The organism is Streptomyces sp. BBFR25 (assembly GCF_044590125.1).
Lineage (GTDB): Bacteria > Actinomycetota > Actinomycetes > Streptomycetales > Streptomycetaceae > Streptomyces > Streptomyces canus_D.
On sequence record NZ_CP172447.1, the window covers coordinates 1,035,246 to 1,061,284 of the forward strand.

Genomic DNA, 26,039 nt, shown 5'->3' on the forward strand with positions numbered 1-26,039 from the left:
GCGAACCGCGCCCCACGGACGCCCCCGCGCGCACTATCGTGGCCACATGTCCGCCCCCGAGCTCATCCGTATCGTCTCCCGCGACTCCCCCATGGCGCTGGCTCAGGTCGAGCGCGTCCGGGCCGAGCTGGCGGCCCTCCACCCCGGCGTGCGCACCGAGGTCGTCCCGGTGAAGACCACCGGCGACAAGTGGCTCGGTGATCTTTCGCAGGTGGAGGGCAAGGGGGCGTTCACCAAGGAGGTCGACGCCGCCCTGCTGTCGGGCGAGGCCGACCTCGCGGTGCACTGCGTCAAGGACGTGCCCGCCGACCGGCCGCTGCCCGCCGGTACGGTGTTCGCCGCGTTCCTGGAGCGGGACGACGTGCGGGACGCACTGGTCCACCCCGACGGGCTCACGCTGGACGAGCTGCCCGAGGGCACGCGCGTCGGCACCTCCTCGGTGCGCCGGGTCGCCCAACTGGCCGCCACCCACCCGCACCTGCGGTGCGTGCCCTTCCGCGGCAACGCCAACCGGCGGCTGGCGAAACTCGCCGCGGGCGAGGCGGACGCGCTGCTGCTCGCCGTCTCCGGTCTGGAACGCATCGGCCGGAGCGACGTGATCAGCGAGGTCCTCTCCCCCGAGACGATGATGCCGCCGATCGGCGCGGGCATCCTCGCCCTGCAGTGCCGGGAGGGCGACAGCGGCCTGATCGACGCGGTGAGCGGCCTCGGCCACCGCGCGACGCACCGGGAGGCGACGGCGGAGCGGATGTTCCTGCACGTCCTTCAGGGGCACTGCAACAGCCCGATCGCCGGACACGCGCATGTGGACCGCAGCGGAGAACTCTCCCTGCGCGCCTGTGTGTTCACCCCGGACGGCAAGGTCCGGCTGAACGCCCACGAATGGGCCGGCCGGCTCGACCCGGCGACCCTGGGCACCTCGGTCGCGGTGGCCCTGCTGCGGCAGGGCGCCCGCGAGATCATCGACGGCATCGCGCACTGAGGACGGCGTCGCACCCCGGGGAGCGGCAGCGCGGCCCGGGAGCGGCCGCCCGGCGGATCAGGCCGGGCCCTCCTCCGACTGGCCCCGCAGGAACGCGCTCACCTGGTGCGCGAGGCCCTCGTCCCGCACCCCGCCGCACGGGGTGGCGCCGACGCCGTCGGGCAGCCCGAGGGCGCCGCTCCACAGCCGGCGCTCGGCCCACTCCTCGTCCACCCTCAGCTGCACCTGCACGTCCACCTGGCTCAGGCTCGCCTCCGGTCCCGCCGCATAGAGCACGGCCGTGGCCCGGCGCAGCGGGTAGACGTCGAAGCCCTCGATGAACTGGGAGTTGCGCCAGTCGAGGAAGGCGCTCTCCCCGTCGGGCCCGATCCGCACGTCGACCTGTCCGTCCTCCAGGTGGATGCCGAGGTGGCGCCCGCCCCGGTTCTCGACGGTCACCCGGACCCGGAAGTACGTCAGCCCCTCGGCGGCGTCGTCACGGCCACGCGGCGGCTCGGCCGGCTCAAGACGGTGGACACGGACCCGCAGGCCGGCGTGCTCGTCGTACTCCTGCCAGTCCCCGACCACGTTCGGCTCGTACACGGTGCCCCTCTCGACCTCTCGACGCTGCTTCCTATCCGCACGCTCAGCGCACTGTCAAATGAGCGGAATGCGCTGTGGCCAGGGACTTCGTCCCTTTTGATCGGTGATCAAGCGTTGCGCAGGGACGATCCGCCGGTGCCGGTCCGCGCGATCACCAAGAGCGTGCCGCACATCACGTCCCGCGACCGGGCGGTCGCCCGGTCACCGGCACGCAGCCGTTCGAGTGGCCGTTCGGGGCATTCGCGCTCAGTATCCATATATACGAGGACTTGCCAGCACCCCTGCTGAGGGAGGTGCGCGTGATGCGTGTCGCCGGCAGAACCCAGCCCCACCCGCACGACGACGCCCCCGACACGGCCGCGGCGTTCGACCGGCTCGCCGGGCTGCCCGAGGGACCGGAGCGCAAGGCGCTGCGGGACGAACTGATCCGGGTCTGGCTGCCCATGGCCGAGCGGATCGCCGTCCGCTTCCGCGGCCGCGGCGAGAACCTGGAGGACCTCTATCAGGTGGCGGCCCTCGGCCTGGTCAAGGCCGTCGACCACTACGACCCCGGACGCGGCCACGCCTTCGAGGCGTACGCGGTGCCGACCGTGACCGGCGAGATCAAACGGCACTTCCGCGACCACATGTGGACGCTGCACGTGCCGCGCCGCATCCAGGATCTGCGCAACCGGGTCCGCAGATCGGCCAAGGAGCTGGCGCAGACCACGCCGGGGCGCGCCCCGACCGTCGAGGAGATCGCCGAGCACGCGCAGCTGACCACGGTCGAGGTGCGCACCGGCATGGAGGCCCTGGAGTGCTTCTCGGCCCTGTCGCTGGAGGCGGAGATGCCCGGCACCGACGGGTACGCCCTCGGTGACGCGCTGGGCGGCCCCGACCCCGCCTTCGACGCGGTGGTCGACCGGGTGGCCGTCCGGCCCTGTCTGGAGGCGCTGCCCGAGCGCGAGCGCACCATCCTCTACCTGCGCTTCTTCGGAGGAATGACGCAGAGCCGCATCGCCCAGCAGCTCGGCATCTCCCAGATGCACGTCTCCCGGCTGCTCACCGGCTGTTTCGACCGGATACGCGAGGAGATCCTGGCGGAGGCCCGCTGAGCGCGGGCCGCCCCAGACGGTCCTCCAGGGCAGTCCGGATCTCCGGCGGCATCACTCCGGTGCGCCCCCAGATGAGTATCGTTTCCGCCACATTGCGGAGTTTGATGTTCGTATGCTGGGAAACTTCCTTCAGGACGATCCACCCCTCGTCCGGCGTCACCCCGCCGAGGGCGATGACCACCCCGATGGCCTGGTCGACGACGGCGTGCGAGACGACCGCCTCCTTGAGCTGCCGGACCTGCTCCTGCAGCCGGAAGATCTGGTCCACGTCGGTGGGGGGCACGGTCACCTCCGGGTCTCCGTCCTCGGCAGCGGTGCGCTGTCGCGCCACTGGGCCGTCCGGGGCGGGTGCGCCACCGTTTCGGCGCCATGTGCGGGGTACTCGCCAGGCGCCCGCCGCACTCCCGGCCGGACACTGGTGTGGAGCCGGTGGCTGCCGGTGGACGAGACCAGGACACGACTGCCATGAACCACGACACGACCTCCTCCACCCGCGGGGAAGGCCTCCTGTCCACGCACTCCGTGTACGGAGCGCCCTGCTGGGTGAGCCTCACCAGCCGTGATCTCCAGGCCACCGAGGAGTTCTACTCCGCCGTGCTGGGCTGGCGGTGGCGGCCCGTCCGGCTGGGCGAGCCCTTCCGGATCGCCCTGGCCGACGGGGTGCCGGTGGCCGGGATCGCCGCCGTCGCCGCGATGTGGCAGATGGCGGTGGCCTGGACGCCGTACTTCGCCGTGCGCAGCGCGGACGAGGCCGTGTCGCGGGCGCAGGAGCGCGGCGGCACCGCCGCGGTCGGGCCGATCTCCCTGCCGCCGGGACGGGCGGCCCTGCTCGCCGACCGGGACGGCGCGACCTTCGGGATCTGGGAGGGCGAACTGTTCTCGGACTGGGACACCTGGCGCACCAAGCGTCCCGCCTTCATCCGGCTGCACACCCGCGACGCCTTCGACGCCGCGATCTTCTACGGCGAGATCTTCGAGTGGGCGTCGGGGCAGGGCTGCGAGGTCCGGTACGAGGGTGACGAGGTGGTCCTGCGCCACGAGGGCGAGGTCGTGGCCCGCATCGAGTCGGGGGCGCTGGGAGCGGCTCCCGACCCGGCCGTCCGCCCGCACTGGCAGGTCCACTTCGCCGTCGAGGACGTCACGGCCTGCGCCCGCACCGCGGAACGGCACGGCGGCAGCGTGCTCTCCCTGGACGCGGACGAGGCGGTGCTCCGGGACGCCGACGGCGCGCAGTTCACGGTGACCGCGCGCCGTCTCGGCAGCTGACCTCACGAGCCGCTCACCGGCCGGTGCGGGACGGCCGGGAGAGCAGCACCAAACTGCGCTGCTCGACGCTCACCACGGTGCCCGCCTTGTGCTCCGCCTCGTCGGGGGTGCCCTCCGGGTCGGCGGTGTCGATCAAGGTCGTCCACCGCTCGCCGTAGGTGGCGTCGGGCAGCCGGAAACCGCCCGGCTCCCAGTGGCTGTTGAGCAGCAGCAGGAACGAGTCGTCCGTGACCCTCCGGCCGCACGGGTCGGGTTCCGCGATGGCGTCGCCGTTGAGGAAGACGCCGACGGTGTGCGCGTCGGAGCGCCGCCAGTCGTCGTCGGTCATCTCCCGCGCGTCCGGACGCAGCCACACCAGGTCGGGCAGCGGCTGACCGGCGTGGGTGACGGTCTCGCCGCGGAAGTAGCGGCGGCGGCGCAGCACCGGGTGGTCCGCCCGCAGCGCGATCAGGCGCCGGGTGAAGTCCAGCAGCGCGCGCTGTTCCTCGTTCAGCCGCCAGTCGACCCAGGAGATCTCGTTGTCCTGGCAGTAGGCGTTGTTGTTGCCGCGCTGGGTGCGGCCGAGTTCGTCGCCGTGGCAGATCATCGGGATGCCCTGCGAGAGCAGGAGCGTGGCCAGGAAGTTGCGCTGCTGGCGGCCGCGCAGCTCCCGGACGGCCGGGTCCCTGGTCTCGCCCTCGACGCCGCAGTTCCAGGAGCGGTTGTGGCTCTCGCCGTCCCGGTTGTCCTCGCCGTTGGCCTCGTTGTGCTTGTCGTTGTACGAGACGAGGTCGCGCAGCGTGAACCCGTCGTGGGCGGTGACGAAGTTGACGCTGGCGCGGGGACGGCGGCGGCTGTGCTGGTACAGGTCGGAGGAGCCGGTCAGTCGGGAGGCGAACTCGCCGAGCGTGTGCTCCCCGGCGCGCCAGAAGTCCCGTACGGCGTCGCGGTACTTGCCGTTCCACTCCGACCACAGCTGCGGGAAGTTGCCCACCTGGTAGCCGCCCTCGCCGACGTCCCAGGGCTCGGCGATCAGCTTGACGCGGCTGATCACGGGGTCCTGCTGGATGAGGTCGAAGAACGCGGACAGCCGGTCCACCTCGTGGAACTGCCGGGCCAGGGTGGCCGCGAGGTCGAAGCGGAAGCCGTCGACGTGCATCTCGGTGACCCAGTACCGCAGCGAGTCCATGATGAGCTGGAGCACGTAGGGGTGGCGCATCAGCAGGCTGTTGCCGGTGCCGGTGGTGTCGTAGTAGTGCTGCCAGTCGCCGTCCACCAGGCGGTAGTAGGAGGCGTTGTCGATGCCGCGGAAGGAGAGGGTGGGGCCCTTCTCGTTGCCCTCGGCGGTGTGGTTGTAGACGACGTCGAGGATCACTTCGAGGCCGGCCTCGTGCAGGGTCTTGACCATCGACTTGAACTCGGTGACCTGCTGGCCCCGGGTGCCGAGGGCGGCGTAGCCGTTGTGCGGCGCGAAGAAGCCGATGGTGTTGTAGCCCCAGTAGTTGGCGAGGCCCCGGTCCTGGAGCACTCCGTCGTGCACGAACTGGTGCACCGGCATCAGCTCCACGGCGGTCACGCCGAGGGAGGTCAGGTGTTCCACCACCGCCGGGTGCGCGAGGCCCGCGTAGGTGCCGCGCAGTTCCTCGGGCACGTCGGGGTGGGTGCGGCTGAGGCCGCGGACGTGGGCCTCGTAGATGACGCTCTCCGAGTACGGGCGCCGGGGCGGGCGGTCGTCGCCCCAGTCGAAGAAGGGGTCGGTGACCACGCCGAGCATGGTGTGCCCGGCGCTGTCGCCCGGATCGGCCTTGCCCCTGGCCCGCTCGAAGAGGGAGGCGTGGTTGTCCACCAGCCCGTCCACGGCGCGGGTGTAGGGGTCCAGGAGCAGCTTCGCCGGGTTGCAGCGGTGGCCGACGGCCGGGGCCCACGGGCCGTGGACCCGGTAGCCGTAGCGCTGCCCCGGACCGACGCCCGGCAGGTAGCAGTGCCAGACGAAGCCGTCCACGTCGGGCAGCGGGATGCTGCTGTGGTTGCCGTCGTCGTCGACGAGGACGAGGTCGACCCGCTCGGCGACCTCGCTGAACAGGGCGAAGTTCGTGCCCTGTCCGTCGTACGCGGCCCCCAGGGGGTAGGGGTGCCCGCTCCACACGGGCGACCCCTTCCAGCTCGGCCTGGCGCGGGTCACCGGGCCTCCTCCAGAACGCCTTCGCGTGTACGTGCCCGTCCGGCCACCCGGGCCACCGGCATGATCTCTCGCGGCACTTCCAGCCCCTCCTGGGTGATCGGCTCGGGCGCCCGCTCGACCAGCGGGACGCGTTCGCCGGCGCGGGCGCGGCGCGAGAACCAGATGACCTTCGCCCCGGTGTCGGTGGCGCAGCAGCCCCAGCCGTCGCTGTTGGCGGCGAGGTGCTGCAGACAGGTGCGCAGGTCCTGGTCGACCCGGAGAGCCTGGTCGTTGCCCCCCACGGCCGTGATGAGGTGCTGGCGGTTCCACCACATCTCGATCGACGTGTTCTTGTCGCTGGCGTGTTCGTCGATCGCCCGGAGCAGCATCTCGGCGCCCGAGCAGACGGGTTCGACGAGGTTGTCCAGGTTCCAGAACCGGAGGTGAGCGGCCAGGATGCGCCTGACCTGTCCGACCCGTTCCGGGCTCACTTCCACGTCGAGGTGGTAGTAGCAGGGCACTGCGGTCTTCATCGTCGTGGCTCCTCACCGCGAAGGCTCTCGCTCCTCCTCGTCCCTTGGGGGACGGGCTCCCCGATCACGAAGCGTGAGCGCTGATCGCTTCTGAGTCACTCCAGAGTGGGAGCGGTAGCCCATTCGTGCAACACGAGCGGCCCGTGGGCCCGGAATCCGGGGCGGAGCGGGTGGCGGCAAGCAGTTGAAGATCCAACAAGACGGGGCGTCACCGCCCGTGCACCATGTGTGAAGAACTCGATCGTCCGTATCACCGGACCGTCCGGAAGGTGACCGGCCATGCTGCTCCCCGCGAAGAGCGAAGTCGCCCGGCAGCTGCGGCATTACCGCGCCTGGGAACGCTCGATGCTGGCGTCCCCCACGGACGTCACCGTCCGGACCACCTTCGAGGACTCCGGCTACACCCTCTGCGTGCTGATGGGGAAGCGGTGCGCACGCGAGGCCGCGGACGCCGCCGAAAGGTATCTGCGGACGAACCTGGTCACCCATGCGCAGGAGCAGCCGGAGCGGCTCGCCCCGTCGGGGCACAAGGCCCCCTCGGGCGCGGCCTGACCCGATCGGCCCAACCCAATCGGCCGGGCCCGCGCCCGGCCCCTTAGCACGGCGGAGGTGAGATGCGGATGAGCGCGACCGTGGGGATCGGACGTATCCCGGTCCGGGACGTCCAGCCGGTGGTGGATCACGGCAGGCGTCCGGCGAAGGCGGTGACGGGAGAGACGTTCGAGGTCACCGCCACCGTGTTCCGGGAGGGGCACGACGCGGTGGCCGCCAACGTCGTGCTCAAGGACCCCGAGGGCCGGCCGGGCCCCTGGACGCCGATGCGGGAGCTGGCCCCGGGCAGCGACCGCTGGGGTGCCGAGGTCACCCCGGACGCACCGGGCGACTGGACGTACCGGGTGGAGGCGTGGAGCGACCCCGTAGCCACCTGGCGGCACACCGCGCGGATCAAGGTCCCGGCCGGCATCGACGCCGGCCTCGTGCTCGAGGAGGGGGCCGAGCTGTACCGGCGGGCCGCCGCGGGGGTACCGAAGGAAGCCGGGCGGGCGGTGGTGCTGGACGCGGCCAAGACACTGCTCGACGACACGCTGCCCGTGGCCACCCGGCTGGCGGCGGCGTTGACGCCGCGGGTGGACGCCGTGCTCGCCCGCCACCCCCTGCGGGACCTGGTCACCTCCTCCGACCCGCTGCCCCTGCTCGTGGAGCGCGAACGCGCCCTCTACGGCGCCTGGTACGAGTTCTTCCCCCGCTCCGAGGGCACCCCCGCCCAGCCCCACGGCACCTTCCGCACCGCCGCCCGACGCCTGCCCGCCATCGCCGCCATGGGCTTCGACGTCGTCTACCTCCCCCCGTCCACCCCATCGGCACCACCCACCGCAAAGGCCGCAACAACACCCTCACCGCCGCCCCCGACGACGTCGGCGTCCCCTGGGCCATCGGCTCCCCCGAAGGCGGCCACGACAGCATCCACCCCGCCCTGGGCAACCTCGACGACTTCGACCACTTCGTACGGGAAGCCGCAAACCTGGGCCTGGAAACCGCCCTCGACTTCGCCCTCCAGTGCTCCCCCGACCACCCCTGGGTCCACAAACACCCCGACTGGTTCCACCACCGCCCCGACGGCACCATCGCCCACGCCGAGAACCCGCCCAAGAAGTACCAGGACATCTACCCCATCGCCTTCGACGCCGACCCCGACGGCCTCGTCACCGAAACCGTGCGCATCCTGCGCTTCTGGATGGACCACGGCGTCCGGATCTTCCGCGTCGACAACCCCCACACCAAACCCGTCGCCTTCTGGGAACGCGTCATCGCCGAGATCAACCACGCCGACCCCGACGTCATCTTCCTCGCCGAGGCCTTCACCCGCCCCGCCATGATGGCGACCCTCGCCCAGATCGGCTTCCAGCAGTCCTACACCTACTTCACCTGGCGCAACACCAAACAGGAACTCACCGAGTACCTCACCGAACTGTCGAGGGACGCCGCCGCCTACATGCGGCCCAACCTCTTCACCAACACCCCCGACATCCTGCACGCCTACCTCCAGCACGGCGGCCGCCCCGCCTTCGAGGTCCGCGCCGTCCTCGCCGCCACCCTCTCCCCCACCTGGGGCATCTACAGCGGCTACGAACTCTGCGAGAACACCCCCCTGCGCGAAGGCAGCGAGGAATACCTCGACAGCGAGAAGTACCAGCTCAAACCCCGCGACTGGACCCGCGCCGACCGCGAGGGCACCACCATCGCCCCCCTCATCACCCGCCTCAACACCATCCGGCGGGCCCACCCCGCACTGCACCGGCTGCGGAACCTCCACTTCCACCACACCGACAACGACGCGCTCATCGCGTACAGCAAGCGCGCCGGGTCGGACGTCGTCCTGGTGGTCGCCAACCTCGATCCGCATCGCACCCAGGAGGCCACGATCTCGCTCGACATGCCGCAGCTCGGCCTGGACTGGCACGAGTCCGTGCCGGTCCACGACGAACTCACGGACGAGACCTACCACTGGGGCCGCACGAACTACGTGCGGCTGGAGCCCGGCCGGGCCCCCGCCCACGTCTTCCACCTCCGCCGGCCCTCCGCCGCCGCGCCCCGGAACGAAGGGTCCGCAGCCTCATGACCGTGAACGAGCCCGTGCCGGACAAGTTCGAGGACACCCCCGCCAAGGACCGCGACCCGGACTGGTTCAAACGAGCCGTCTTCTACGAGGTCCTCGTCCGCTCCTTCCAGGACAGCAACGGCGACGGCGTCGGCGACCTCAAGGGCCTCACCGCCAAACTGGACTACCTGCAATGGCTCGGCGTGGACTGCCTCTGGCTCCCGCCCTTCTTCAAGTCACCCCTGCGCGACGGCGGCTACGACGTCTCCGACTACACCGCCGTCCTGCCCGAGTTCGGCGACCTGGCCGACTTCGTCGAGTTCATCGACGCGGCCCACCAGCGCGGCATGCGCGTGATCATCGACTTCGTCATGAACCACACCAGCGACCAGCACCCGTGGTTCCAGGAGTCCCGCAAGAACCCCGACGGCCCCTACGGCGACTACTACGTCTGGGCCGACGACGACACCCGCTACGCCGACGCCCGCATCATCTTCGTGGACACCGAGGCGTCCAACTGGACCTACGACCCCGTCCGCGGCCAGTACTACTGGCACCGGTTCTTCTCCCACCAGCCGGACCTCAACTACGAGAACCCGGCCGTGCAGGAGGAGATGCTGGCCGCCCTGAAGTTCTGGCTGGACCTGGGGGTCGACGGCTACCGCCTCGACGCCGTGCCCTACCTGTACGCCGAAGAGGGCACCAACTGCGAGAACCTGCCCGCCTCTCACGCGTTCCTGAAGCGGGTGCGCCGCGAGATCGACGCCCAGTACCCGGACACCGTGCTGCTGGCGGAGGCCAACCAGTGGCCGGAGGACGTCGTCGACTACTTCGGCGACTACGCCACCGGCGGCGACGAGTGCCACATGGCCTTCCACTTCCCGGTCATGCCCCGCATCTTCATGGCCGTGCGCCGCGAGTCCCGCTACCCCGTCTCGGAAATCCTCGCCAAGACCCCGGCCATCCCGTCCGGCTGCCAGTGGGGCATCTTCCTGCGCAACCACGACGAGCTGACCCTGGAAATGGTCACCGACGAAGAGCGCGACTACATGTACGCGGAGTACGCCAAGGACCCGCGGATGCGCGCCAACATCGGCATCCGCCGCAGGCTCGCCACCCTGCTGGACAACGACCGCGACCAGATCGAGCTGTTCACCGCGCTGCTGCTGGCGCTCCCGGGCTCGCCGATCCTCTACTACGGCGACGAGATCGGCATGGGCGACAACATCTGGCTCGGCGACCGCGACGCCGTCCGCACCCCGATGCAGTGGACCCCGGACCGCAACGCCGGGTTCTCGACCTGCGACCCGGGGCGCCTCTACCTGCCCACGATCATGGACCCGGTCTACGGCTACCAGGTGACGAACGTCGAGGCGTCCATGGCCTCGCCCTCGTCCCTGCTGCACTGGACCCGTCGCATGATCGAGATCCGCAAGCAGAACCCCGCCTTCGGCCTCGGCACCTACACCGAGCTGCCCTCCTCCAACCCCGCGGTCCTGGCCTTCCTGCGGGAGTACGAGGACGACCTGGTGCTGTGCGTGAACAACTTCGCGCGGTTCGCCCAGCCCACCGAACTGGACCTGCGCGAGTTCGCCGGACGCCATCCGGTCGAGCTGTTCGGCGGGGTCCGCTTCCCCGCCATCGGCGAACTGCCGTACCTGCTGACCCTCGGGGGCCACGGCTTCTACTGGTTCCGGCTCACCCGAGTCGCATCCCGCATCGGCCGCCGCGCTTGAGCGTGGGCCGAGGAAAGGACGCGTCACCATGCCGAAGACCGCACCCCTGCGCACGAGACGCGGGCAGCTCGCCGAGCCGATGGCGTCGCTCGGCGAGTTGCTGCGCCAGTGGCTGCCGCGCCAGCGCTGGTTCGCGGGCAAGGACCGGCCCGTGGCCGAGCTGGGCCTGCTGTCGATGACCGAGCTGTTCCCGGGCTGCCTGCACCTCCTGGTGCACACCGGACAGGGCTCCGCGCCCTTCCCGGGCGGCGCCCCGTCGGCCGGGGACTGCTACCAGCTGCTGCTCGGCGTGCGCGAGCAGCCGTCGCCGCGGCTGGGCCGGGCCATCATCGGGCAGGTGCAGGACGGGCCGCTGGCGGGTCGGACGGTCTACGACGCGCTGCACGACCCCCGGACCGCGCAGCTGCTCCTCGAACGGCTCCGGCACCCGGGCAAGGCGGGCCCCCTGCGCTTCGAGGCGGACCCCGCGCGGCCGGTGCCCGGCGGTCTCGCGCCGCGGCTGCTGGACGCCGAGCAGTCCAACTCCTCGCTGATCTACGGCGACGAGTTCATCCTGAAGCTCTTCCGGCGCGTCCAGCCCGGCGTCAACCCGGACCTGGAGGTGCCCGACGCGCTGGCCCGCCAGGGCTGCGGCCGGGTCCCGGCGCCGGTGGCGTGGATGCGTACCACCCATCCGTACCAGGCGACGCTCGGCGTGCTCCAGCCCTTCCTGCACGGCGCCTCCGACGGCTGGACCCTCTCCCTGAACGCGCTCGCCGCCGGGGACGAGTTCACCGTGCAGGCCCACGAGCTGGGGCAGGCGATGGGCGACGTGCACCTCGCGCTGGCCTCCGCCTTCCCGGTCGGCGCGCCCGGCGAGAACGGCCGCACGGCGGCGGCGATGACCGAGCGGCTGACCGCGGCGGCGCACTGCGTACCGGCGCTGCAGCCCTTCGTCCCGGGCCTGCGGGCGGCGTTCGCGGCGCTGTCGACCTGCGACTCGGGGCCGCCCGCCCAGCGCATCCACGGCGACCTGCACCTGGGGCAGGTGCTGCGGGCCGGCCGGGACTGGTTCGTCATCGACTTCGAGGGCGAACCCTCCCGGCCGCTGGCCGAGCGGCGCAGCGCCCACTCCCCCGTGCGGGACATCGCGGGCATGCTGCGTTCCTTCGACTACGCCGCCCGCCAGCGCCGCCCGTGGCGCCCGGAGTGGGCGCGCCGCTGCCGTGAGGCGTTCTGCGCGGGCTACGCGGCCCGCGCCGGATGGGACCCCCGCAAGAAGCACGGTCTGCTGCGCGCCTACGAGACCGACCGTGCCGTGTACGAGGTGCTGTACGAGGCCCGGCACCGCCCCGACTGGCTTCCCGTACCCATGGCGGCGATCGAACGACTCGCCGTGAGAGGAGACTGACCCGTGGCCCTCCGCGACACCTCGATCCCCGAGCCGTCCGGTCCCGTCGCGCCCGCACCCGGTGCGTGCGCGACCGCGCCGCCCCTGGACCCCCACGACCGGGGGCGCCTGCTGGCGGGCGCCCACCACGACCCGCACGCCCTGCTGGGCGCCCACCCGGTGCCCGGCGGCATCGCCTTCCGGGCGCTGCGCCCCTTCGCCCGCGAGGTGGGTGTGGTCGTGGACGGCGAGCGCCACGCCCTCGAGTCGGAGGGCGACGGCCTGTTCTCCGGCGTGCTGCCGCTCGCCGAGATCCCGGCGTACACGCTGGCGGTGGCGTACGAGCAGGGCGAGCCGCAGCAGACGCACGACCCGTACCGCTTCCTGCCCGCCCTCGGCGAGCTGGACCTGCACCTGATCGGCGAGGGCCGGCACGAGCAGCTCTGGCAGGCCCTCGGCGCCGAGCCGATGACGCACGAGGGGGTCACCGGCACCCGGTTCACGGTGTGGGCGCCCAACGCCCAGGGCGTGCGGGTCGCCACCGACTTCACCCACTGGGACGGCACCGCCTTCCCGATGCGTTCGCTGGGTTCGTCCGGGGTGTGGGAGCTGTTCCTGCCCGGTGTCGGCGAGGGCACCCGGTACAAGTTCGAGATCCACTCCCGGTACGGGCACCGGTTCCTCAAGGCCGACCCGATGGCCCGCGCGGCCGAGGAGCCGCCGAACACCGCGTCCGTGGTGACCGCCTCGCGCTACGAGTGGAGCGACGCGCAGTGGATGCGGACCCGGGCGGACACTCCCGTGCACGAGGCGCCGTTCTCGGTGTACGAGGTGCACCTGCCGTCCTGGCGGCCCGGGCTGACCTACCGCGAGCTGGCCGAGGAGCTGCCCGCGTACGTGAAGGACATGGGCTTCACCCACGTCGAGCTGATGCCGGTCGCCGAGCACCCCTACGGGCCGTCCTGGGGCTACCAGGTCACCGGGTTCTACGCCCCGACCGCGCGCCTCGGCTCGCCCGACGACTTCCGGTACCTGGTGGACGCGCTGCACCGGGCCGGGATCGGCGTGATCATGGACTGGGTGCCGGCGCACTTCCCGAAGGACGACTGGGCGCTGGGCCGCTTCGACGGCGACCCGCTGTACGAGCCCGGGGACGACCGGCGCGCGACCCACCCGGACTGGGGCACGTACACCTTCGACTTCGCGCGGACCGAGGTGCGCAACTTCCTCGTGGCCAACGCCGTGTACTGGTGCGAGGAGTTCCACATCGACGGGCTGCGCGTGGACGCCGTCGCCTCGATGCTGTACCTGGACTACTCGCGCGACTCCGGCCAGTGGGAGCCGAACCAGTACGGCGGCCGCGAGGACCTGGCGGCCATGGCCTTCCTCCAGGAGATGAACGCGACCGTCTACCGGCGCTGCCCCGGCGTGGTCACCATCGCCGAGGAGTCGACCGCGTGGGGCGGGGTGACCCGGCCGACCGACACCGGCGGGCTCGGTTTCGGCCTGAAGTGGAACATGGGCTGGATGCACGACTCGCTGGAGTACGTCGCGCACGAGCCGGTGCACCGCAAGTACCACCACCACGAGATGACGTTCTCGATGGTGTACGCCTACAGCGAGAACTACGTGCTGCCGATCTCGCACGACGAGGTGGTGCACGGCAAGCAGGCGCTGGTGTCGAAGATGCCGGGCGACTGGTGGCAGCGGCGGGCCAACGTGCGCGCCTACCTGGGCTTCATGTGGGCCCACCCCGGCAAGCAGCTGCTGTTCATGGGCCAGGAGTTCGCACAGGGCGCGGAGTGGTCGGAGAAGCAGGGCCCGGAGTGGTGGCTGCTGGACGAGGGGTACCACTCGGCGTCCGACCACCGCGGGATCCAGGACCTGGTCCGCGAGCTGAACACCCGCTACGGGCGGACGCCGGCCCTGTGGCAGCGCGACACCGACCCGGCCGGTTTCCGGTGGGTCTCGGTGGACGCGGCCGAGGACAACGTCTTCGCGTTCCTGCGGTACGGCGCGGACGGCGCCCCGCTGCTGGCGGTGTCGAACTTCTCGCCGGTGGTGCGCGACGCGTACGCGCTCGCCGTCGGCGACGAGGCCGATGCGTGGCAGGAGGTGCTCAACACCGACGCCGAGGAGTACGGCGGCAGCGGTGTGGCCAACCCTGAGCCGGTGAAGCCGGAGGACGGGAGTATCCGGATCACGCTGCCTCCGCTGGCGACGGTGTGGCTGGTGCCGTACGCCCGGTGAGCCGACCAGGTGTCCGACCGGCTGTCCGGGGCAGTCGGTCGGTGGCACCGGCCCACAGAAAGGCGGCACCACGTGCGCACCGTCGGAGTGGAGGAGGAACTCCTCCTGGTCGATCCCGCGACCGGTGAGCCGCGGGCGCTGTCCGCCGCGGTGCTCGCCCGCGCCTTCCTGGACGACTCCGGGCAGGACGTGTTCGAGAAGGAGCTGCACGAGCAGATGCTGGAGTTCGCCACGCATCCGCAGGCGGACATGGAGCAGTTGCACGCGGAGATCGTCCGCTGCCGTGAGGAGGCCGGACGGCATGCCGGGGGGATCGGGTGCGCCGTGGCCGCGCTCGCCACCTCACCGCTGCCGGTGACGCCCTCCATCGGCGTGAACCGGCGCTACGAGTGGATGGCCGAGCAGTACGGCGTCGTGGTGCAGGAGCAGCTGGTCCTGGGCTGCCACGTGCACGTGTCGGTCGGCTCCGACGAGGAGGGCGTCGCGGTGATCGACCGGGTGCGGCCCTGGCTGCCGGTGCTGACCGCGCTGAGCGCGAACTCGCCGTTCTGGCAGGGACAGGACTCCTCCTACAGCAGCTACCGCAGCCGGGTCTGGCAGCGCTGGCCGTCGACCGGGCCCACCGAGCTGTTCGGCTCGGCGGAGCGCTACCACCGCCGGGTCGCGGACATGCTGGCCACCGGGACGATCCTCGACGACGGGATGGTCTACTTCGACGTCCGGCTCTCCCCGCGCTATCCGACGGTCGAGTTCCGGGTCGCGGACGTCTGCCTGGACGCCTCGACGGCCGTCGTCCTCGCCGCACTCGCCCGCGCGCTGGTCGACACGGCCGCCGAGGAGTGGCGCCGGGGCACGGAACCGGCGGGGCACAGTGTGAGCCTGCTCCGTCTCGCGGCCTGGCGGGCCGCCCGGTCCGGGCTGACGGAGGAGTTGCTGCACCCGGCGACGATGCGGCGGATGCCGGCCGAGACGGTCGTCCGGGCCCTGCTCGAGCACACCGGTCAGGCCCTCGCGGCCGCGGGCGACCTGGACCGGGTGCGCGAGGGTGTCGACGCGCTGCTGCGGCACGGCAACGGCGCCCGGGTGCAGCGCGAGCTGCTGGAGCGCACGGGCAGCCTGCGGGAGGTCGTCGCCGCGTGCGTGCGCCGTACCCAGGCGGCTTGAGGGATCAGAAGATCAGGGCCAGGGCGTAGCCCAGGAGACCCACCGCGAAGATCAGCACGACCGCGAGGATCAGGGCCATCGGCCCCTTGCTCCAGCCCTTGGCCGGATTGCTGAGCAGGTCCTGGGGGCCTGCCTCGGGCATGCTGCTCTCCGCCGGCGGGGTCTCCCCGGGCGGCACTGAGCCGCCGGGCTCCAGACCGGTGCTGAGCCGGGGTTCGGGATCAGGGTTCACGTACGTCATGTCACCCGGGTCCCCCGATCCCGCCGGATCACCGGGTGGGAACACTTCCGCGTTCCCGGCCCCCCGCCGCCTGCGGCTGAGCTAGCCTCCGAGCACCGTCGACCACGGTGATCGTCGGCGGCGTCACCGTCCGTACACGTCAGGAGCCGGCGCATGCGCGAGACCGCACTCGCTCCCCGGGCCGTCCCGCCGCTGACCGGCTCTCTGGCGGACAGCCTCTTCGAGACGGCCGCCCGTACACCGACCCTGCCGATGCTCGCCCGGCGCCGCGGCCCCGGCGCGGCGGTCTGGGACGAGGTGACGGCCGTCGAGTTCCGCGACGAGGTGGTCGACCTGGCGAAGGGCCTGATCGCGAGCGGGATCCAGCCTGGCGACCGGGTCGCGATCCTGGCCCGCACCCGGTACGAGTGGACGGTCTTCAGCTACGCCCTGTGGACGGTGGGCGCCGAGGTCGTGCCGGTCTATCCGACCTCCTCGCGCGAGCAGGTCGAGTGGATCCTGCGGGACGCGGGATGCGTGGGCGTACTGGTCGAGGACGAGCAGAGCGTGATGACCGTCGGCTCGGTGTGCGCGTCGCTGCCCGCGCTGCGCCACGTGTGGCAGATCGACGCGGGCGCGCTGGACACGCTGGCGGCGCGCGGCGCGTTCCTTGCGTTCGCCACCGTGGACTCCATGCGCCGCATCGTGCTGCCGGACTCCACGGCGGTGGTGGCCTACACCTCCGGCACCTCCGGCCGCGCCCTGGGCTGCGCGCTGAGCCATCGCGGTCTGGCCGCGCCCTGCGACACCCTGCTGGCGGGCTGGGGCCACACGGTGGCGCCCCCGGGAGAACAGGGCGCGGTCCTCGCCTACCTCCCCTTCTCGCACGTGTACGGGCTGATGATCCAGACCCTGTGCGTGCGGGGCGGGCTGCTGATGGCACACGAGCCCGAGATGACCCCGGAGGCGCTCTCCTCGGCCCTGCGTTCCTTCCGGCCTACGTACCTGTACGCCGTCCCGTCGGTCCTGGAGAAGATCTACAAGAACTTCCTGCGCACGGCCCAGCAGGCGGGACGCGGTGCGCTGTTCGAGCGGGCCGCGGACACGGCGCGGGACTTCGCCGCCGCGCTGGAGCGCCAGCGCCTCGGCAGGGGGGCCGGGCCCGGCCTCGACCTGCGCCTGCAGCACGCGCTGTACGAGCGGACGGTGTACCGGCGGCTGCGCTCGGCGCTGGGCGGCCGGGTGAGCCGGGCCACGTCCGGCGGTTCGCCGCTCAGCCGCGAGCTGTCCCTCTTCTACGAGGGGATGGGTGTCTACGTGCACGACGGCTACGGCCTCACCGAGACCAGCGGCGGACTGACGATGCAGCCGCTGGGCCGGGAGAAGTCGGGCACCGTCGGGCAGCCGCTGCCCGGCATGGAGGTCCGGGTGGCCGACGACGGGGAGATCCTGGTGCGCGGCCCGTCGCTGTTCCAGGGGTACGTCGGTGACGAGGCCGCCACCCGCGAGGTGCTGCGCGGCGGCTGGCTGGCCACCGGCGACCTCGGACACCTGGACGACGAGAACTACCTGGCGATCACCGGCCGCAAGAAGGACGTCATCATCACCAGCGGCGGCAAGAGCGTCGCCCCGGCCGCCCTGGAGCAGCGGCTGCGGATGCACCCGCTGGTCCACCAGGCGGTGCTGGTCGGCGACAACCGGCCCTGCGTCGGTGCGCTGATCACGCTCGACCCGGAGTTCCTGACCCACTGGCGGGCGTCCCTGGCCCTGCCGGGCGACGCCCCCGCCCGGGAGGCACGCGAGGAGAACGCGCTGCGGGAGGAGGTCGCGCGGGCCGTGGCGGCGGCCAACAGCGCGGTGTCCCCCTCGGAGTCCATCCGGGTCTTCCGGGTCCTGCCCGACCCCTTCGACGTGGCGGGGGGTCTGCTCACCCCCTCGATGAAACTCCGCCGCGACGAGATCGTACGTACCTACGCGCTGGAGATCGACGCGATGTACGCGGCGCGTTCGCACCGCCGGCCGGAGCGGGCGCCCCAGGAGCCGGCCGGGTGGGAGGACGCGGACAACGTGTTCCTGCGCTGATCCGGGGCCCGCTCCCGCCGCCGGACCGGAACACCGGTGCGACTAGGTTCGGCCGGCACGGGAACTTACCAACGGAGGGCATCCGAAGGAGAAAGGACGGCGCCCGGCCGGTGCCGGGCCGGGAAGGCGCAATGGCAGCCGAGTCGCGTTGGGACAGGACACTGGCTTCCGAGGAGATCACGAATCGCACCGCCAGCTTCGCCGGGGAGCTGCACAACGTGACCGGTGCGCGGCTGGTCGCGGAGGAGTTCCTCTACGACCTCGCCCGCGCGGCGCCGCCCGCGGCGCCCGAGCACTGGGACGACATCCTCCTCGTCGTCACGGAGCTGGCGGCCAACGCCGTGCAGTACGCTCCGGGGCCGTTCCAGCTGCGGCTGCGCCGTACCTTCGACGGTGTGCACGTGGTGATGCACGACACCAGCACGACGGAGCCCGCACCGCGTCCCTTCCATCCGAGCCAGGGCGGCGGCGGCATCGGCTGGCATCTGATCCACACCCTGTCCGACCAGGTGAGCGTCGTCACCGGGGAACGGGGCAAGGACATCCACGTCTTCCTGCCGTGGTGACCGGCGCGCTCACTGGGCCGGTGCGACCCGCAGCGGGACCAGCGCGCCGATCGTCTTGCCGCCTTCCGGGCGCGGCTCGACGGTGATGTCCCGGGCGAGGCGGGTGACCAGCGGCCAGCCGTATCCGCCGCCGGGGTGGGTGGTGGGGAACGCGTACGCGGCCCGGGGGACCACCGAGCTGTTGTCGTGGACGGCGATCCACAACCCCTCCGCGGTGGGCCGGACCTCGAAGCCGGCCAGCCCCTCGCCGTGCCGGATGGCGTTGGTCACCAGTTCCGAGACCACGAGCAGCAGGTCGACGACGTCCTCCTCGCGCACCTCGCGCCCGGGACCGCCCCAGACCGTCCGCGCCACCGACTCCGCGTACGCCCGTGCGTCCGCCGCGCCGCCCCCGCCGCCCCGCGCGAGTACGGCGGGAGGCGCGGGACAGGGCGGCGCCGTGGTGGCCGCCGCGCTCGTGCTGGTCCGCTCGGCTGGTTCCATGTCCGTGGTGCCCCCGGTTTCCGCGTGCCGTCGTCCGGTCCGGTCTGCTCGCGGGGCTCCCCCGCGGCGACCACCGGGCCGGGCGGACGCGACGGGCCGGACCGGCTCCACGACAGCGCATACCCGCCCGGGGCCGCCGCATTCGGTCCGGCGGGCCCTTCGGCGGCGGTGGCATGCCGACCGGGTGCGCCGCGGGTGCCGCCGGCGCGGCGTGACCCGTGCGGGGGTACCCGTCCGGCCGGGTGACACACCGCTTTGTCCGCGCCGGGGACCTGGGTTAGCCTCTGGCGTATTTTTCTCCCGGGGCGAATCCGTGAACTGCGCGAACGCGGACACGGGAGGCCGGACTGCGAACGGTCCGGCAGGGGGTGGTGGGGTCCTCGCCGCGAGGACTCCCGGGGAGCGGAACGAGGATGCGCATGACCAGCGACAGCACCGGATCCGTCGACGCGGTTCCGGGCGATCAGGAGTTGCGCCGTCTCCTGGCGGGCCTGACCGCCGTGCGGGACGGCGACTTCGGAACCCGTCTGCCGGACGACGCGGACGGGCTGATGGGCGACATCGCCAAGGTCTTCAACGGCATGGTGGACCAGTTGTCCGTGTTCACCTCCGAGGTCACACGGGTCTCCCGCGAGGTCGGCACGGAGGGCGCCCTCGGCGGGCAGGCGAAGGTGCCGGGGGTCTCGGGCACCTGGGCCGACCTGACGGACTCGGTCAACGCCATGGCGGGCAACCTCACCACCCAGGTCCGAGACATCGCCCAGGTGGCCACGGCGGTGGCCCGGGGCGACCTCTCCCAGAAGATCGACGTGGACGCCCGCGGCGAGATCCTGGAGCTGAAGAACACCATCAACACGATGGTCGACCAGCTCTCCGCCTTCGCCGACGAGGTCACCCGCGTCGCCCGCGAGGTCGGCACCGACGGCCGGCTCGGCGGCCAGGCCGACGTCCAGGGCGTGCGGGGCACCTGGCGCGACCTCACCGACTCGGTGAACTTCATGGCGGGCAACCTCACCAACCAGGTCCGCAACGTCGCCCAGGTGGCCACCGCCGTGGCCAAGGGCGACCTCTCCCAGAAGATCACCGTGGACGCCCGCGGCGAGATCCTGGAGCTGAAGAACACCATCAACACGATGGTCGACCAGCTCTCCGCCTTCGCCGACGAGGTCACCCGCGTGGCCCGCGAGGTCGGCACGGCCGGGAACCTGGGCGGGCAGGCCCGGGTGCGCGGGGTGTCGGGCACCTGGAAGGACCTCACCGACAACGTCAACGTGATGGCGTCGAACCTGACCGGTCAGGTGCGCTCCATCGCCCAGGTGGCCACCGCGGTGGCCCGCGGCGACCTGTCGCAGCGGATCACCGTCGACGCCGAGGGCGAGGTCGCGGCGCTGGCCGACGTGATCAACACCATGGTCGACACGCTGTCCGCGTTCGCCGACGAGGTCACCCGCGTCGCCCGCGAGGTCGGCACCGACGGGCGGCTCGGCGGCCAGGCGCACGTGCCGAACGTCGCCGGCACCTGGAAGGACCTCACCGACAACGTCAACTCGATGGCCAACAACCTCACCAACCAGGTGCGCAACATCGCCCTGGTGACGACCGCGGTGGCCCGGGGCGACCTGTCGAAGAAGATCGACGTCGACGCGCGCGGCGAGATCCTCGAACTCAAGACGACGATCAACACGATGGTCGACCAGCTCTCCGCCTTCGCCGACGAGGTCACCCGGGTGGCCCGCGAGGTCGGCACCGAGGGCCGGCTCGGCGGCCAGGCCGAGGTGGAGGGCGTCTCCGGCACCTGGAAGCGCCTCACGGAGAACGTCAACGAACTGGCCGGCAACCTCACCCGCCAGGTCCGCGCGATCGCCGAGGTCACCTCCGCCGTCGCCGAGGGCGACCTGACCCGTTCGGTCAACGTGGAGGCGTCCGGCGAGGTCGCCGAGCTGAAGGACAACATCAACGCCATGGTGGAGTCCCTGCGCGCGACCACGCGGGCCAACCAGGAGCAGGACTGGCTCAAGACCAACCTCGCCCGCATCTCCGGCCTGATGCAGGGGCACCGGGACCTGCCCGTCGTCGCCGAGCTGATCATGGACGAACTGGTGCCGCTGGTCTCGGCCCAGTACGGCGCCTTCTACCTGGCCGAGGACGGCGACGCCGGTCCCGAGCTGCGGCTCGTCGGCTCCTACGGCTACCCGGAGGACACCGACAGACCCACCCGCATCGCCTTCGGCCGCACCCTGGTCGGCCAGGCCGCGCGCAGCCGGCGCACCATCATGGTGAACGAACTGCCGCCGGGCTACCTGACCATCTCCTCCGGGCTCGGCGAGGTGGTGCCGGCCGCGCTGGTGCTGCTGCCCATCGTGGTCGAGGGGCAGGTCCTCGGCGTCATCGAACTCGCCTCGGTCGCGCCGTTCAGCCAGATCAACCGGGACTTCCTGGACATGCTGATCGAGACCATCGGCGTGAACGTCAACACGATCGTGGCCAACGCCCGTACCGACGAGCTGCTCGCCGAGTCCCAGCGCCTGACCGCCGAGCTCCAGGCCCGCTCCGCCGAGCTGCAGTCGCAGCAGGAGGAGCTGCAGCACTCCAACGCCGAGCTGGAGGACAAGGCGTCCCTGCTCGCGGCGCAGAACCGGGACATCGAGGCGAAGAACCTGCAGATCGAGCAGGCCCGGCAGGAGCTGGAGGCACGCGCCCAGCAACTGTCGCTGGCCTCGAAGTACAAGTCGGAGTTCCTGGCCAACATGAGCCACGAGCTGCGCACCCCGCTCAACAGCCTGCTCATCCTCGCCCAGCTGCTGGCCCAGAACCCCTCGCGCAACCTCACCCCGAAGCAGGTCGAGTACGCGGGCATCATCCACTCGGCCGGCTCGGACCTGCTGCAGCTGATCAACGACATCCTGGACCTGTCGAAGGTCGAGGCGGGCAAGATGGACGTCTCCCCCGAGCGCGTGACGCTGCGCCAGCTCATCGAGTACGTCGAGGCCACCTTCCGGCCCATGACGAGCCAGAAGGGCCTGGAGTTCACCGTCGCGACGGCCGCCGGGGCGCCGGCGGACCTGCTGACCGACGACTCCCGGCTGCGTCAGGTGCTGCGCAACCTGCTGTCCAACGCGGTGAAGTTCACCGAGCGGGGCGGCGTGGAGCTGGCCGTCGAACCGGCACCGGACGACGAGGTGCCCAGGGGCGTCCTCCGGGGCGGGGCGGTGGTGGCCTTCCGGGTGAAGGACACGGGCATCGGCATCCCCGAGCAGAACCTGGAGTCGATCTTCGGCGCCTTCCAGCAGGCGGACGGCACGACGAGCCGCAAGTACGGCGGCACCGGGCTCGGCCTGTCCATCACCCGGGAGATCGCGCAGCTGCTGGGCGGCGCCGTCACGGTGGACAGCACACCCGGCCGGGGCAGCACCTTCACGCTGTACCTGCCGGTGGCCCGGCCCGACTTCGAGGACCTGCTGGCCCGCGGTCCTGAGCACATCCGGGCGGAAGTGTCCGCCGACGTCCTCGACCGTCCGGCGCCGGTCGCCGAGCTGACCGGCGGGCACCGGCAGCGGCCGCGGCGCCTGCTGGTCGTGGAGGAGCGTCCGCGCGGTCTGCTGACCCTCGTCGCGGAGAGCGTGGTCGCCGATCTGACGCACGGGCGGGACGACGCGGGAGACAGGCCGCCGCTCGACGTCATCACGGCCGTGGGGGCCGACGAGGCCGCCGGCGCGCTGGCGGCCGAGCCGTGCCACTGCGTCGTGCTGGAGCTGGGCATGCCGGACGACGAGGCGTCCCGCTTCCTGCACGCGCTGCGCGGCGACTCGGCGCTGGCGAGCGTGCCGGTGCTCGTGCACAGCGGTCACCGCGCGGACGCCGCCGTGGAGGAGGACCTGCGCTCGGGCACGGCGGGCGGGGCGCTGGAGTTCCTGTCCAGCCTGGACGAGCTGCGTGAGCGCATCGCCCTGCACCTGGCCGCGGAGGAACCCGGGGACGTGCTGCCCCTGGTGCGGCCGGAGGAGCCACCGCGTCCGGAGGCGCGGGCCGGTCAGGAGGCGCCCGCCGGGCGCACCGTCCTCGTGGTCGACGACGACGCGCGCAACCTGTTCGCGCTCAGCGGGATCCTGGAGCTGCACGGTTTCCGGGTGCTGCACGCGGAGAACGGCCGCCGGGGCATCGAGACCCTCGTGGACCACCCGGACGTGGCGCTGGTCCTGATGGACGTGATGATGCCGGAGATGGACGGCTACACGGCGACGGCCGAGATCCGCCGGATGCCGCGGTACGCCGAGCTGCCGATCATCGCGGTCACGGCGAAGGCGATGCCCGGCGACCGGGAGAAGAGCCTGGCCTCGGGCGCCAGCGACTACGTCACCAAGCCCGTCGACACCCAGGACCTCATCGCGTGCGTCCGCCGGTGGCTGCCCGTATGAGCACGTTCGAGCAGTCCGGTGAGACGGGCGGCGTCGTCCGGCGGGAGGCGTCCGGGGCGGCCGGCATGACGCCGCTGTCCCCCGTGGGCAGGCTGGCGGCCACGGTGGACCGGCTCAGCCGCGAGGTGCGGGCCGCCCAGGCGGAGGCCGAGGGGCGGGCGCTGATCGAGCTGGCCAAGGGCATCCTGGTCGCGCGGCTCGGCTGCGGTCCGGCCGAGGCGGCCCGGCAGCTCGCCGAACTGGCCGAGCAGTCCCAGGTGACGCCGCTGGAGTTCGCGGTCGAGGTCATCAACCAGGCCGCGCGGGACCGCATGTCGGAGGTGACGGACGCGTTCCTGGCGGCCACCGCGTCCGTGCGCACCGCGGGTCCCGGCAACGGCACGGACGACACGGACGACACGGACGGTGCGGGCACCTCGGGAGCGCGGGCGGCCGGGGAGTCGATGGCCGAGTCCGCCGCCGTACGCCTGCGGGCGGCCGAGAGCGGCGCGCTGGCCGCGGACGACACCCAGGCCGTCGCCGACGCGCTGCTGGAGCAGGCGCTGCGCCCGTTGGGCGCGGTGGCGGTGGCCATCTGGTCGGCCGGGTACGACGGGTCGCTCACCCTGGTGGGCAGCGCCGGGTTCCCCCCGGCCGAGGCGGCCCGCTGGCGGTACGTGCCGCCGGACGTGGCGACGGTGGCGCGGCGGGGCCTGACCGAGCGCACCGGGCAGTGGATCACGTCCCTGGCGGACACGGGGCTGCCGAGTGTGGGCCGGCACCAGTACCCGGACGGCGGCAGGGTCGCCGTGCCCGCCGGTACCGGGGGGCGCGTCCACGGCGTGCTGGAGATCGCCTGGCCGATGCCGCTGGCCCCGCAGCCGCCCCAGGTGGTCCGTCAGGTGGAGGCGCTCGCGGAGCTGTGCGCGCACACCCTGGAGTCGTACACGCCGCCGCGCGGCCCGGGGCAGGAGCCGCGGGCCATCCCGGACGCGGTGGAACTGATGGACCTGGCCGACGGGCTGCACGACCCGGCGCTGGTGCTGGTGCCGCACCTGGACGCGGCGGGGCAGCTGGCGGACTTCCGCATCCAGCACGTGAACAAGCGCTTCATGGATCCGGCCGGGCGGCCGCGTGCCGTCGTGGGCGGTGCCCTGCTCCTGGAGGCCTACCCGATGGCCGCCGGGGACAGCGAGCTGTTCCGGAACGTGGAGCGCGTGTACGCCACGGGCGAGCCGTTCCGGGCCCGGCACATGAACCTGACCGCCCTGGTGGACCAGGTGCCGCTGTCGGCGGTGGCGGACATCAGCGTCAGCCGGCACGGCAACGCCGTGCTGCTCATCTGGCGCATCGAGGACGAGACGGCCCGGCTGGCCAGCCTCCTGCAGCACGCCCAGCGGCTCGGCCGCATCGGCGGTTTCGAGGAGAACCTGCTGACCGGCGAGATCACCTGGAACGGGCAGCTGTTCGACCTGTACGGGCGCCCGCAGACCAGCACGCCGGTGCCGCTGGAGGAGCTGGCCGCCCACGCCCACCCGGACGACGCGGTCGCCATCGGGCGGTTCCTGCGCACCCTGCTGCACCACCGGCGGCCGGCGTCGGCGGCGTTCCGGCTGCGGCGGCCCGACGGGGTGACCCGGCACGTGCGGGTGGTGGCCGAGCCGGTCCTGGACACCGACGACCGGCTGCTCCTCGTACGGGGCGCCTGCCAGGACATCTCGGCCCAGCACTGGACGGAGGTGGCGCTCGCCGCGACCCGTGACCAGCTGGCGCACACCGAGCAGCAGGCCGTCGAGCGCGCCCGGCTGACCCTGCAGCTGCAGCACGCCATCATGCCGCCCGCCCAGTCCCCGCTGCGGGTGCCGGACCTCCAGGTGGCCGTCCGGTACCGGCCCGCGGAGACGGAGCAGCTGGTGGGTGGCGACTGGTACGACGCCGTGATGCTGCCCAGCGGGCTGGTGCTGCTGTGCGTGGGGGACGTCGCCGGGCACGGGATAGAGGCGGCGACCAGCATGGTGGTGCTGCGCAACGCGCTGCGCGGTCTCGCGGTGACCGGGGCCGGTCCGGGACAGCTGCTGTCCTGGCTCAACATCGTGGCGCACCATCTGACGGGCGGGGTCACCGCCACGGCGGTGTGCGGCCTGTACGACCCGTCCCGGCGCACGCTGCGCTGGGCCAGGGCGGGCCATCTGCCGCCGGTGCTGGTCCGAGGCCCGGCTGCGGAGCCGCTGCCGCTGGTGCGGGGCATGCTGCTGGGTGCGGCGGCGGAGGCCGCGTACGAGGAGGCCGAGGCGCAGCTGGCCTCCGGGGACACGCTGCTGATGTACACCGATGGTCTGATCGAGCGCCGTGACCGCCCGGTGGAGGAGGCGCTGACCCAGCTGCTGAGCACCGTGCGCCCGACGCCGAACACCCTGGACCAGCATCTGGACCGGCTGCTCACCTACAGCAGGTCGGACACGGACGACGACACATGTCTGGTGGGCATCCGGGTGGGGTGACGCACGGCACGGGAACCCGGGTCCGGACGACAGGTGTGGAGAGGGGTTTCGGGGGTATCCGGCGGGCGCGGTGGACCA

The 26,039-nt window shown here is 72.2% G+C and carries 18 protein-coding genes and 1 pseudogene; 13 read left to right on the forward strand and 6 right to left on the reverse strand.

The genetic code is table 11. From position 1 onward, the window contains the following. Nucleotides 1-46 precede the first annotated feature (46 nt). The gene (hemC, locus tag ACGH52_RS04515) at nt 47-982 is read left to right on the forward strand and encodes a hydroxymethylbilane synthase (RefSeq protein WP_121703545.1); all 936 of its coding nucleotides are present in this window, start codon (nt 47-49) and stop codon (nt 980-982) included. Nucleotides 983-1,039: 57 nt separating this feature from the next. Here the strand turns inward: hemC and ACGH52_RS04520 are convergent, their stop codons facing one another. Continuing rightward, the gene (locus ACGH52_RS04520; RefSeq protein WP_076977595.1) at nt 1,040-1,564 is read right to left on the reverse strand and encodes a hypothetical protein; all 525 of its coding nucleotides are present in this window, start codon (nt 1,562-1,564) and stop codon (nt 1,040-1,042) included. Between the two features lie 302 nt (nt 1,565-1,866). Between ACGH52_RS04520 and ACGH52_RS04525 the strand changes: the two genes are divergently transcribed. Further along, nucleotides 1,867-2,658 (forward strand): SigB/SigF/SigG family RNA polymerase sigma factor, encoded by a 792-nt coding sequence (locus ACGH52_RS04525; protein WP_059302917.1) that lies wholly within the window; start codon nt 1,867-1,869, stop codon nt 2,656-2,658. Here the strand turns inward: ACGH52_RS04525 and ACGH52_RS04530 are convergent. Next, nucleotides 2,606-2,947 (reverse strand): ANTAR domain-containing protein, encoded by a 342-nt coding sequence (locus tag ACGH52_RS04530; RefSeq protein ID WP_107487898.1) that lies wholly within the window; start codon nt 2,945-2,947, stop codon nt 2,606-2,608. The genes ACGH52_RS04525 and ACGH52_RS04530 overlap by 53 nt on opposite strands. Before the next feature lie 176 nt (nt 2,948-3,123). Here ACGH52_RS04530 and ACGH52_RS04535 point away from each other — a divergent pair, with 176 nt between their 5' ends. Next, complete coding sequence (locus ACGH52_RS04535; protein ID WP_171987521.1) at nt 3,124-3,924, forward strand: VOC family protein; 801 nt, start codon at nt 3,124-3,126, stop codon at nt 3,922-3,924. Between the two features lie 13 nt (nt 3,925-3,937). On the opposite strand, the gene glgX is transcribed toward ACGH52_RS04535, so the two are convergent. Both glgX and ACGH52_RS04545 read right to left on the reverse strand, forming a co-directional pair. Beyond that, nucleotides 3,938-6,085 (reverse strand): glycogen debranching protein GlgX, encoded by a 2,148-nt coding sequence (glgX, locus tag ACGH52_RS04540; RefSeq protein WP_399937758.1) that lies wholly within the window; start codon nt 6,083-6,085, stop codon nt 3,938-3,940. Beyond that, nucleotides 6,082-6,597 (reverse strand): hypothetical protein, encoded by a 516-nt coding sequence (locus tag ACGH52_RS04545; protein ID WP_059302913.1) that lies wholly within the window; start codon nt 6,595-6,597, stop codon nt 6,082-6,084. Before ACGH52_RS04545 ends, glgX begins: the two co-directional genes overlap by 4 nt. A 279-nt stretch (nt 6,598-6,876) precedes the next feature. Here ACGH52_RS04545 and ACGH52_RS04550 point away from each other — a divergent pair, with 279 nt between their 5' ends. The 6 genes and pseudogenes from ACGH52_RS04550 (at nt 6,877) to ACGH52_RS04575 (ending at nt 15,715) form a co-directional block, all read left to right on the forward strand. Beyond that, a complete protein-coding gene (locus ACGH52_RS04550; RefSeq protein ID WP_059302912.1) occupies nt 6,877-7,149 on the forward strand; it encodes a DUF5133 domain-containing protein in 273 nt (90 codons plus the stop codon). A 68-nt stretch (nt 7,150-7,217) separates the two neighbouring features. Continuing rightward, nucleotides 7,218-9,217: pseudogene (locus tag ACGH52_RS04555) on the forward strand (alpha-1,4-glucan--maltose-1-phosphate maltosyltransferase). Then, nucleotides 9,214-10,932 carry a maltose alpha-D-glucosyltransferase gene (gene treS / locus ACGH52_RS04560; protein ID WP_123621267.1) on the forward strand — a complete coding sequence of 573 codons (1,719 nt, stop codon included), beginning with the start codon at nt 9,214-9,216 and terminating at the stop codon, nt 10,930-10,932. Before ACGH52_RS04555 ends, treS begins: the two are co-directional and overlap by 4 nt. Before the next feature lie 28 nt (nt 10,933-10,960). Next, nucleotides 10,961-12,322, forward strand: a complete 1,362-nt coding sequence (locus ACGH52_RS04565; protein ID WP_059297230.1) for a hypothetical protein — start codon at nt 10,961-10,963, stop codon at nt 12,320-12,322. A gap of 3 nt (nt 12,323-12,325) precedes the next feature. Further along, complete coding sequence (gene glgB, locus ACGH52_RS04570) at nt 12,326-14,551, forward strand: 1,4-alpha-glucan branching protein GlgB (protein ID WP_210975511.1); 2,226 nt, start codon at nt 12,326-12,328, stop codon at nt 14,549-14,551. A 72-nt stretch (nt 14,552-14,623) separates the two neighbouring features. Then, nucleotides 14,624-15,715 carry a glutamate--cysteine ligase gene (locus ACGH52_RS04575; protein ID WP_076972960.1) on the forward strand — a complete coding sequence of 364 codons (1,092 nt, stop codon included), beginning with the start codon at nt 14,624-14,626 and terminating at the stop codon, nt 15,713-15,715. Between the two features lie 4 nt (nt 15,716-15,719). Here the strand turns inward: ACGH52_RS04575 and ACGH52_RS04580 are convergent, their stop codons facing one another. Continuing rightward, nucleotides 15,720-15,956, reverse strand: a complete 237-nt coding sequence (locus ACGH52_RS04580; RefSeq protein ID WP_076972961.1) for a DUF6480 family protein — start codon at nt 15,954-15,956, stop codon at nt 15,720-15,722. 153 nt (nt 15,957-16,109) lie between these two features. Between ACGH52_RS04580 and ACGH52_RS04585 the strand changes: the two genes are divergently transcribed. Continuing rightward, nucleotides 16,110-18,017 (forward strand): AMP-dependent synthetase/ligase, encoded by a 1,908-nt coding sequence (locus ACGH52_RS04585; protein WP_399937765.1) that lies wholly within the window; start codon nt 16,110-16,112, stop codon nt 18,015-18,017. A 131-nt stretch (nt 18,018-18,148) separates the two neighbouring features. Next, nucleotides 18,149-18,583, forward strand: coding sequence for an ATP-binding protein (locus tag ACGH52_RS04590; protein WP_059297235.1), 435 nt, complete (start codon nt 18,149-18,151; stop codon nt 18,581-18,583). 9 nt (nt 18,584-18,592) lie between these two features. On the opposite strand, the gene ACGH52_RS04595 is transcribed toward ACGH52_RS04590, so the two are convergent. Continuing rightward, nucleotides 18,593-19,066: an ATP-binding protein gene (locus ACGH52_RS04595; protein ID WP_121703933.1), complete on the reverse strand. Its 474-nt coding sequence runs from the start codon at nt 19,064-19,066 to the stop codon at nt 18,593-18,595. A 419-nt stretch (nt 19,067-19,485) separates the two neighbouring features. Here ACGH52_RS04595 and ACGH52_RS04600 point away from each other — a divergent pair, with 419 nt between their 5' ends. Both ACGH52_RS04600 and ACGH52_RS04605 read left to right on the forward strand, forming a co-directional pair. Next, complete coding sequence (locus ACGH52_RS04600) at nt 19,486-23,481, forward strand: HAMP domain-containing protein (RefSeq protein WP_121703939.1); 3,996 nt, start codon at nt 19,486-19,488, stop codon at nt 23,479-23,481. Beyond that, the gene (locus ACGH52_RS04605) at nt 23,478-25,961 is read left to right on the forward strand and encodes a SpoIIE family protein phosphatase (protein WP_121703932.1); all 2,484 of its coding nucleotides are present in this window, start codon (nt 23,478-23,480) and stop codon (nt 25,959-25,961) included. The genes ACGH52_RS04600 and ACGH52_RS04605 overlap by 4 nt, the downstream gene beginning before the upstream one ends. The last annotated feature ends 78 nt before the right edge of the window (nt 25,962-26,039 follow it).

Excerpts from the sequence above, each read along its gene's own strand:
- ACGH52_RS04585 (WP_399937765.1), top strand. The coding sequence starts at position 16,110 with ATGCGCGAGACCGCACTCGCTCCCCGGGCCGTCCCGCCGCTGACCGGC.
- ACGH52_RS04605 (WP_121703932.1), top strand. The coding sequence starts at position 23,478 with ATGAGCACGTTCGAGCAGTCCGGTGAGACGGGCGGCGTCGTCCGGCGG.
- ACGH52_RS04545 (WP_059302913.1), bottom strand. The coding sequence starts at position 6,597 with ATGAAGACCGCAGTGCCCTGCTACTACCACCTCGACGTGGAAGTGAGC.
- ACGH52_RS04550 (WP_059302912.1), top strand. The coding sequence starts at position 6,877 with ATGCTGCTCCCCGCGAAGAGCGAAGTCGCCCGGCAGCTGCGGCATTAC.
- ACGH52_RS04600 (WP_121703939.1), top strand. The coding sequence starts at position 19,486 with ATGACCAGCGACAGCACCGGATCCGTCGACGCGGTTCCGGGCGATCAG.
- ACGH52_RS04535 (WP_171987521.1), top strand. The coding sequence starts at position 3,124 with ATGAACCACGACACGACCTCCTCCACCCGCGGGGAAGGCCTCCTGTCC.
- hemC (WP_121703545.1), top strand. The coding sequence starts at position 47 with ATGTCCGCCCCCGAGCTCATCCGTATCGTCTCCCGCGACTCCCCCATG.
- ACGH52_RS04525 (WP_059302917.1), top strand. The coding sequence starts at position 1,867 with ATGCGTGTCGCCGGCAGAACCCAGCCCCACCCGCACGACGACGCCCCC.
- treS (WP_123621267.1), top strand. The coding sequence starts at position 9,214 with ATGACCGTGAACGAGCCCGTGCCGGACAAGTTCGAGGACACCCCCGCC.
- ACGH52_RS04580 (WP_076972961.1), bottom strand. The coding sequence starts at position 15,956 with ATGACGTACGTGAACCCTGATCCCGAACCCCGGCTCAGCACCGGTCTG.
- ACGH52_RS04595 (WP_121703933.1), bottom strand. The coding sequence starts at position 19,066 with ATGGAACCAGCCGAGCGGACCAGCACGAGCGCGGCGGCCACCACGGCG.
- ACGH52_RS04590 (WP_059297235.1), top strand. The coding sequence starts at position 18,149 with ATGGCAGCCGAGTCGCGTTGGGACAGGACACTGGCTTCCGAGGAGATC.
- ACGH52_RS04565 (WP_059297230.1), top strand. The coding sequence starts at position 10,961 with ATGCCGAAGACCGCACCCCTGCGCACGAGACGCGGGCAGCTCGCCGAG.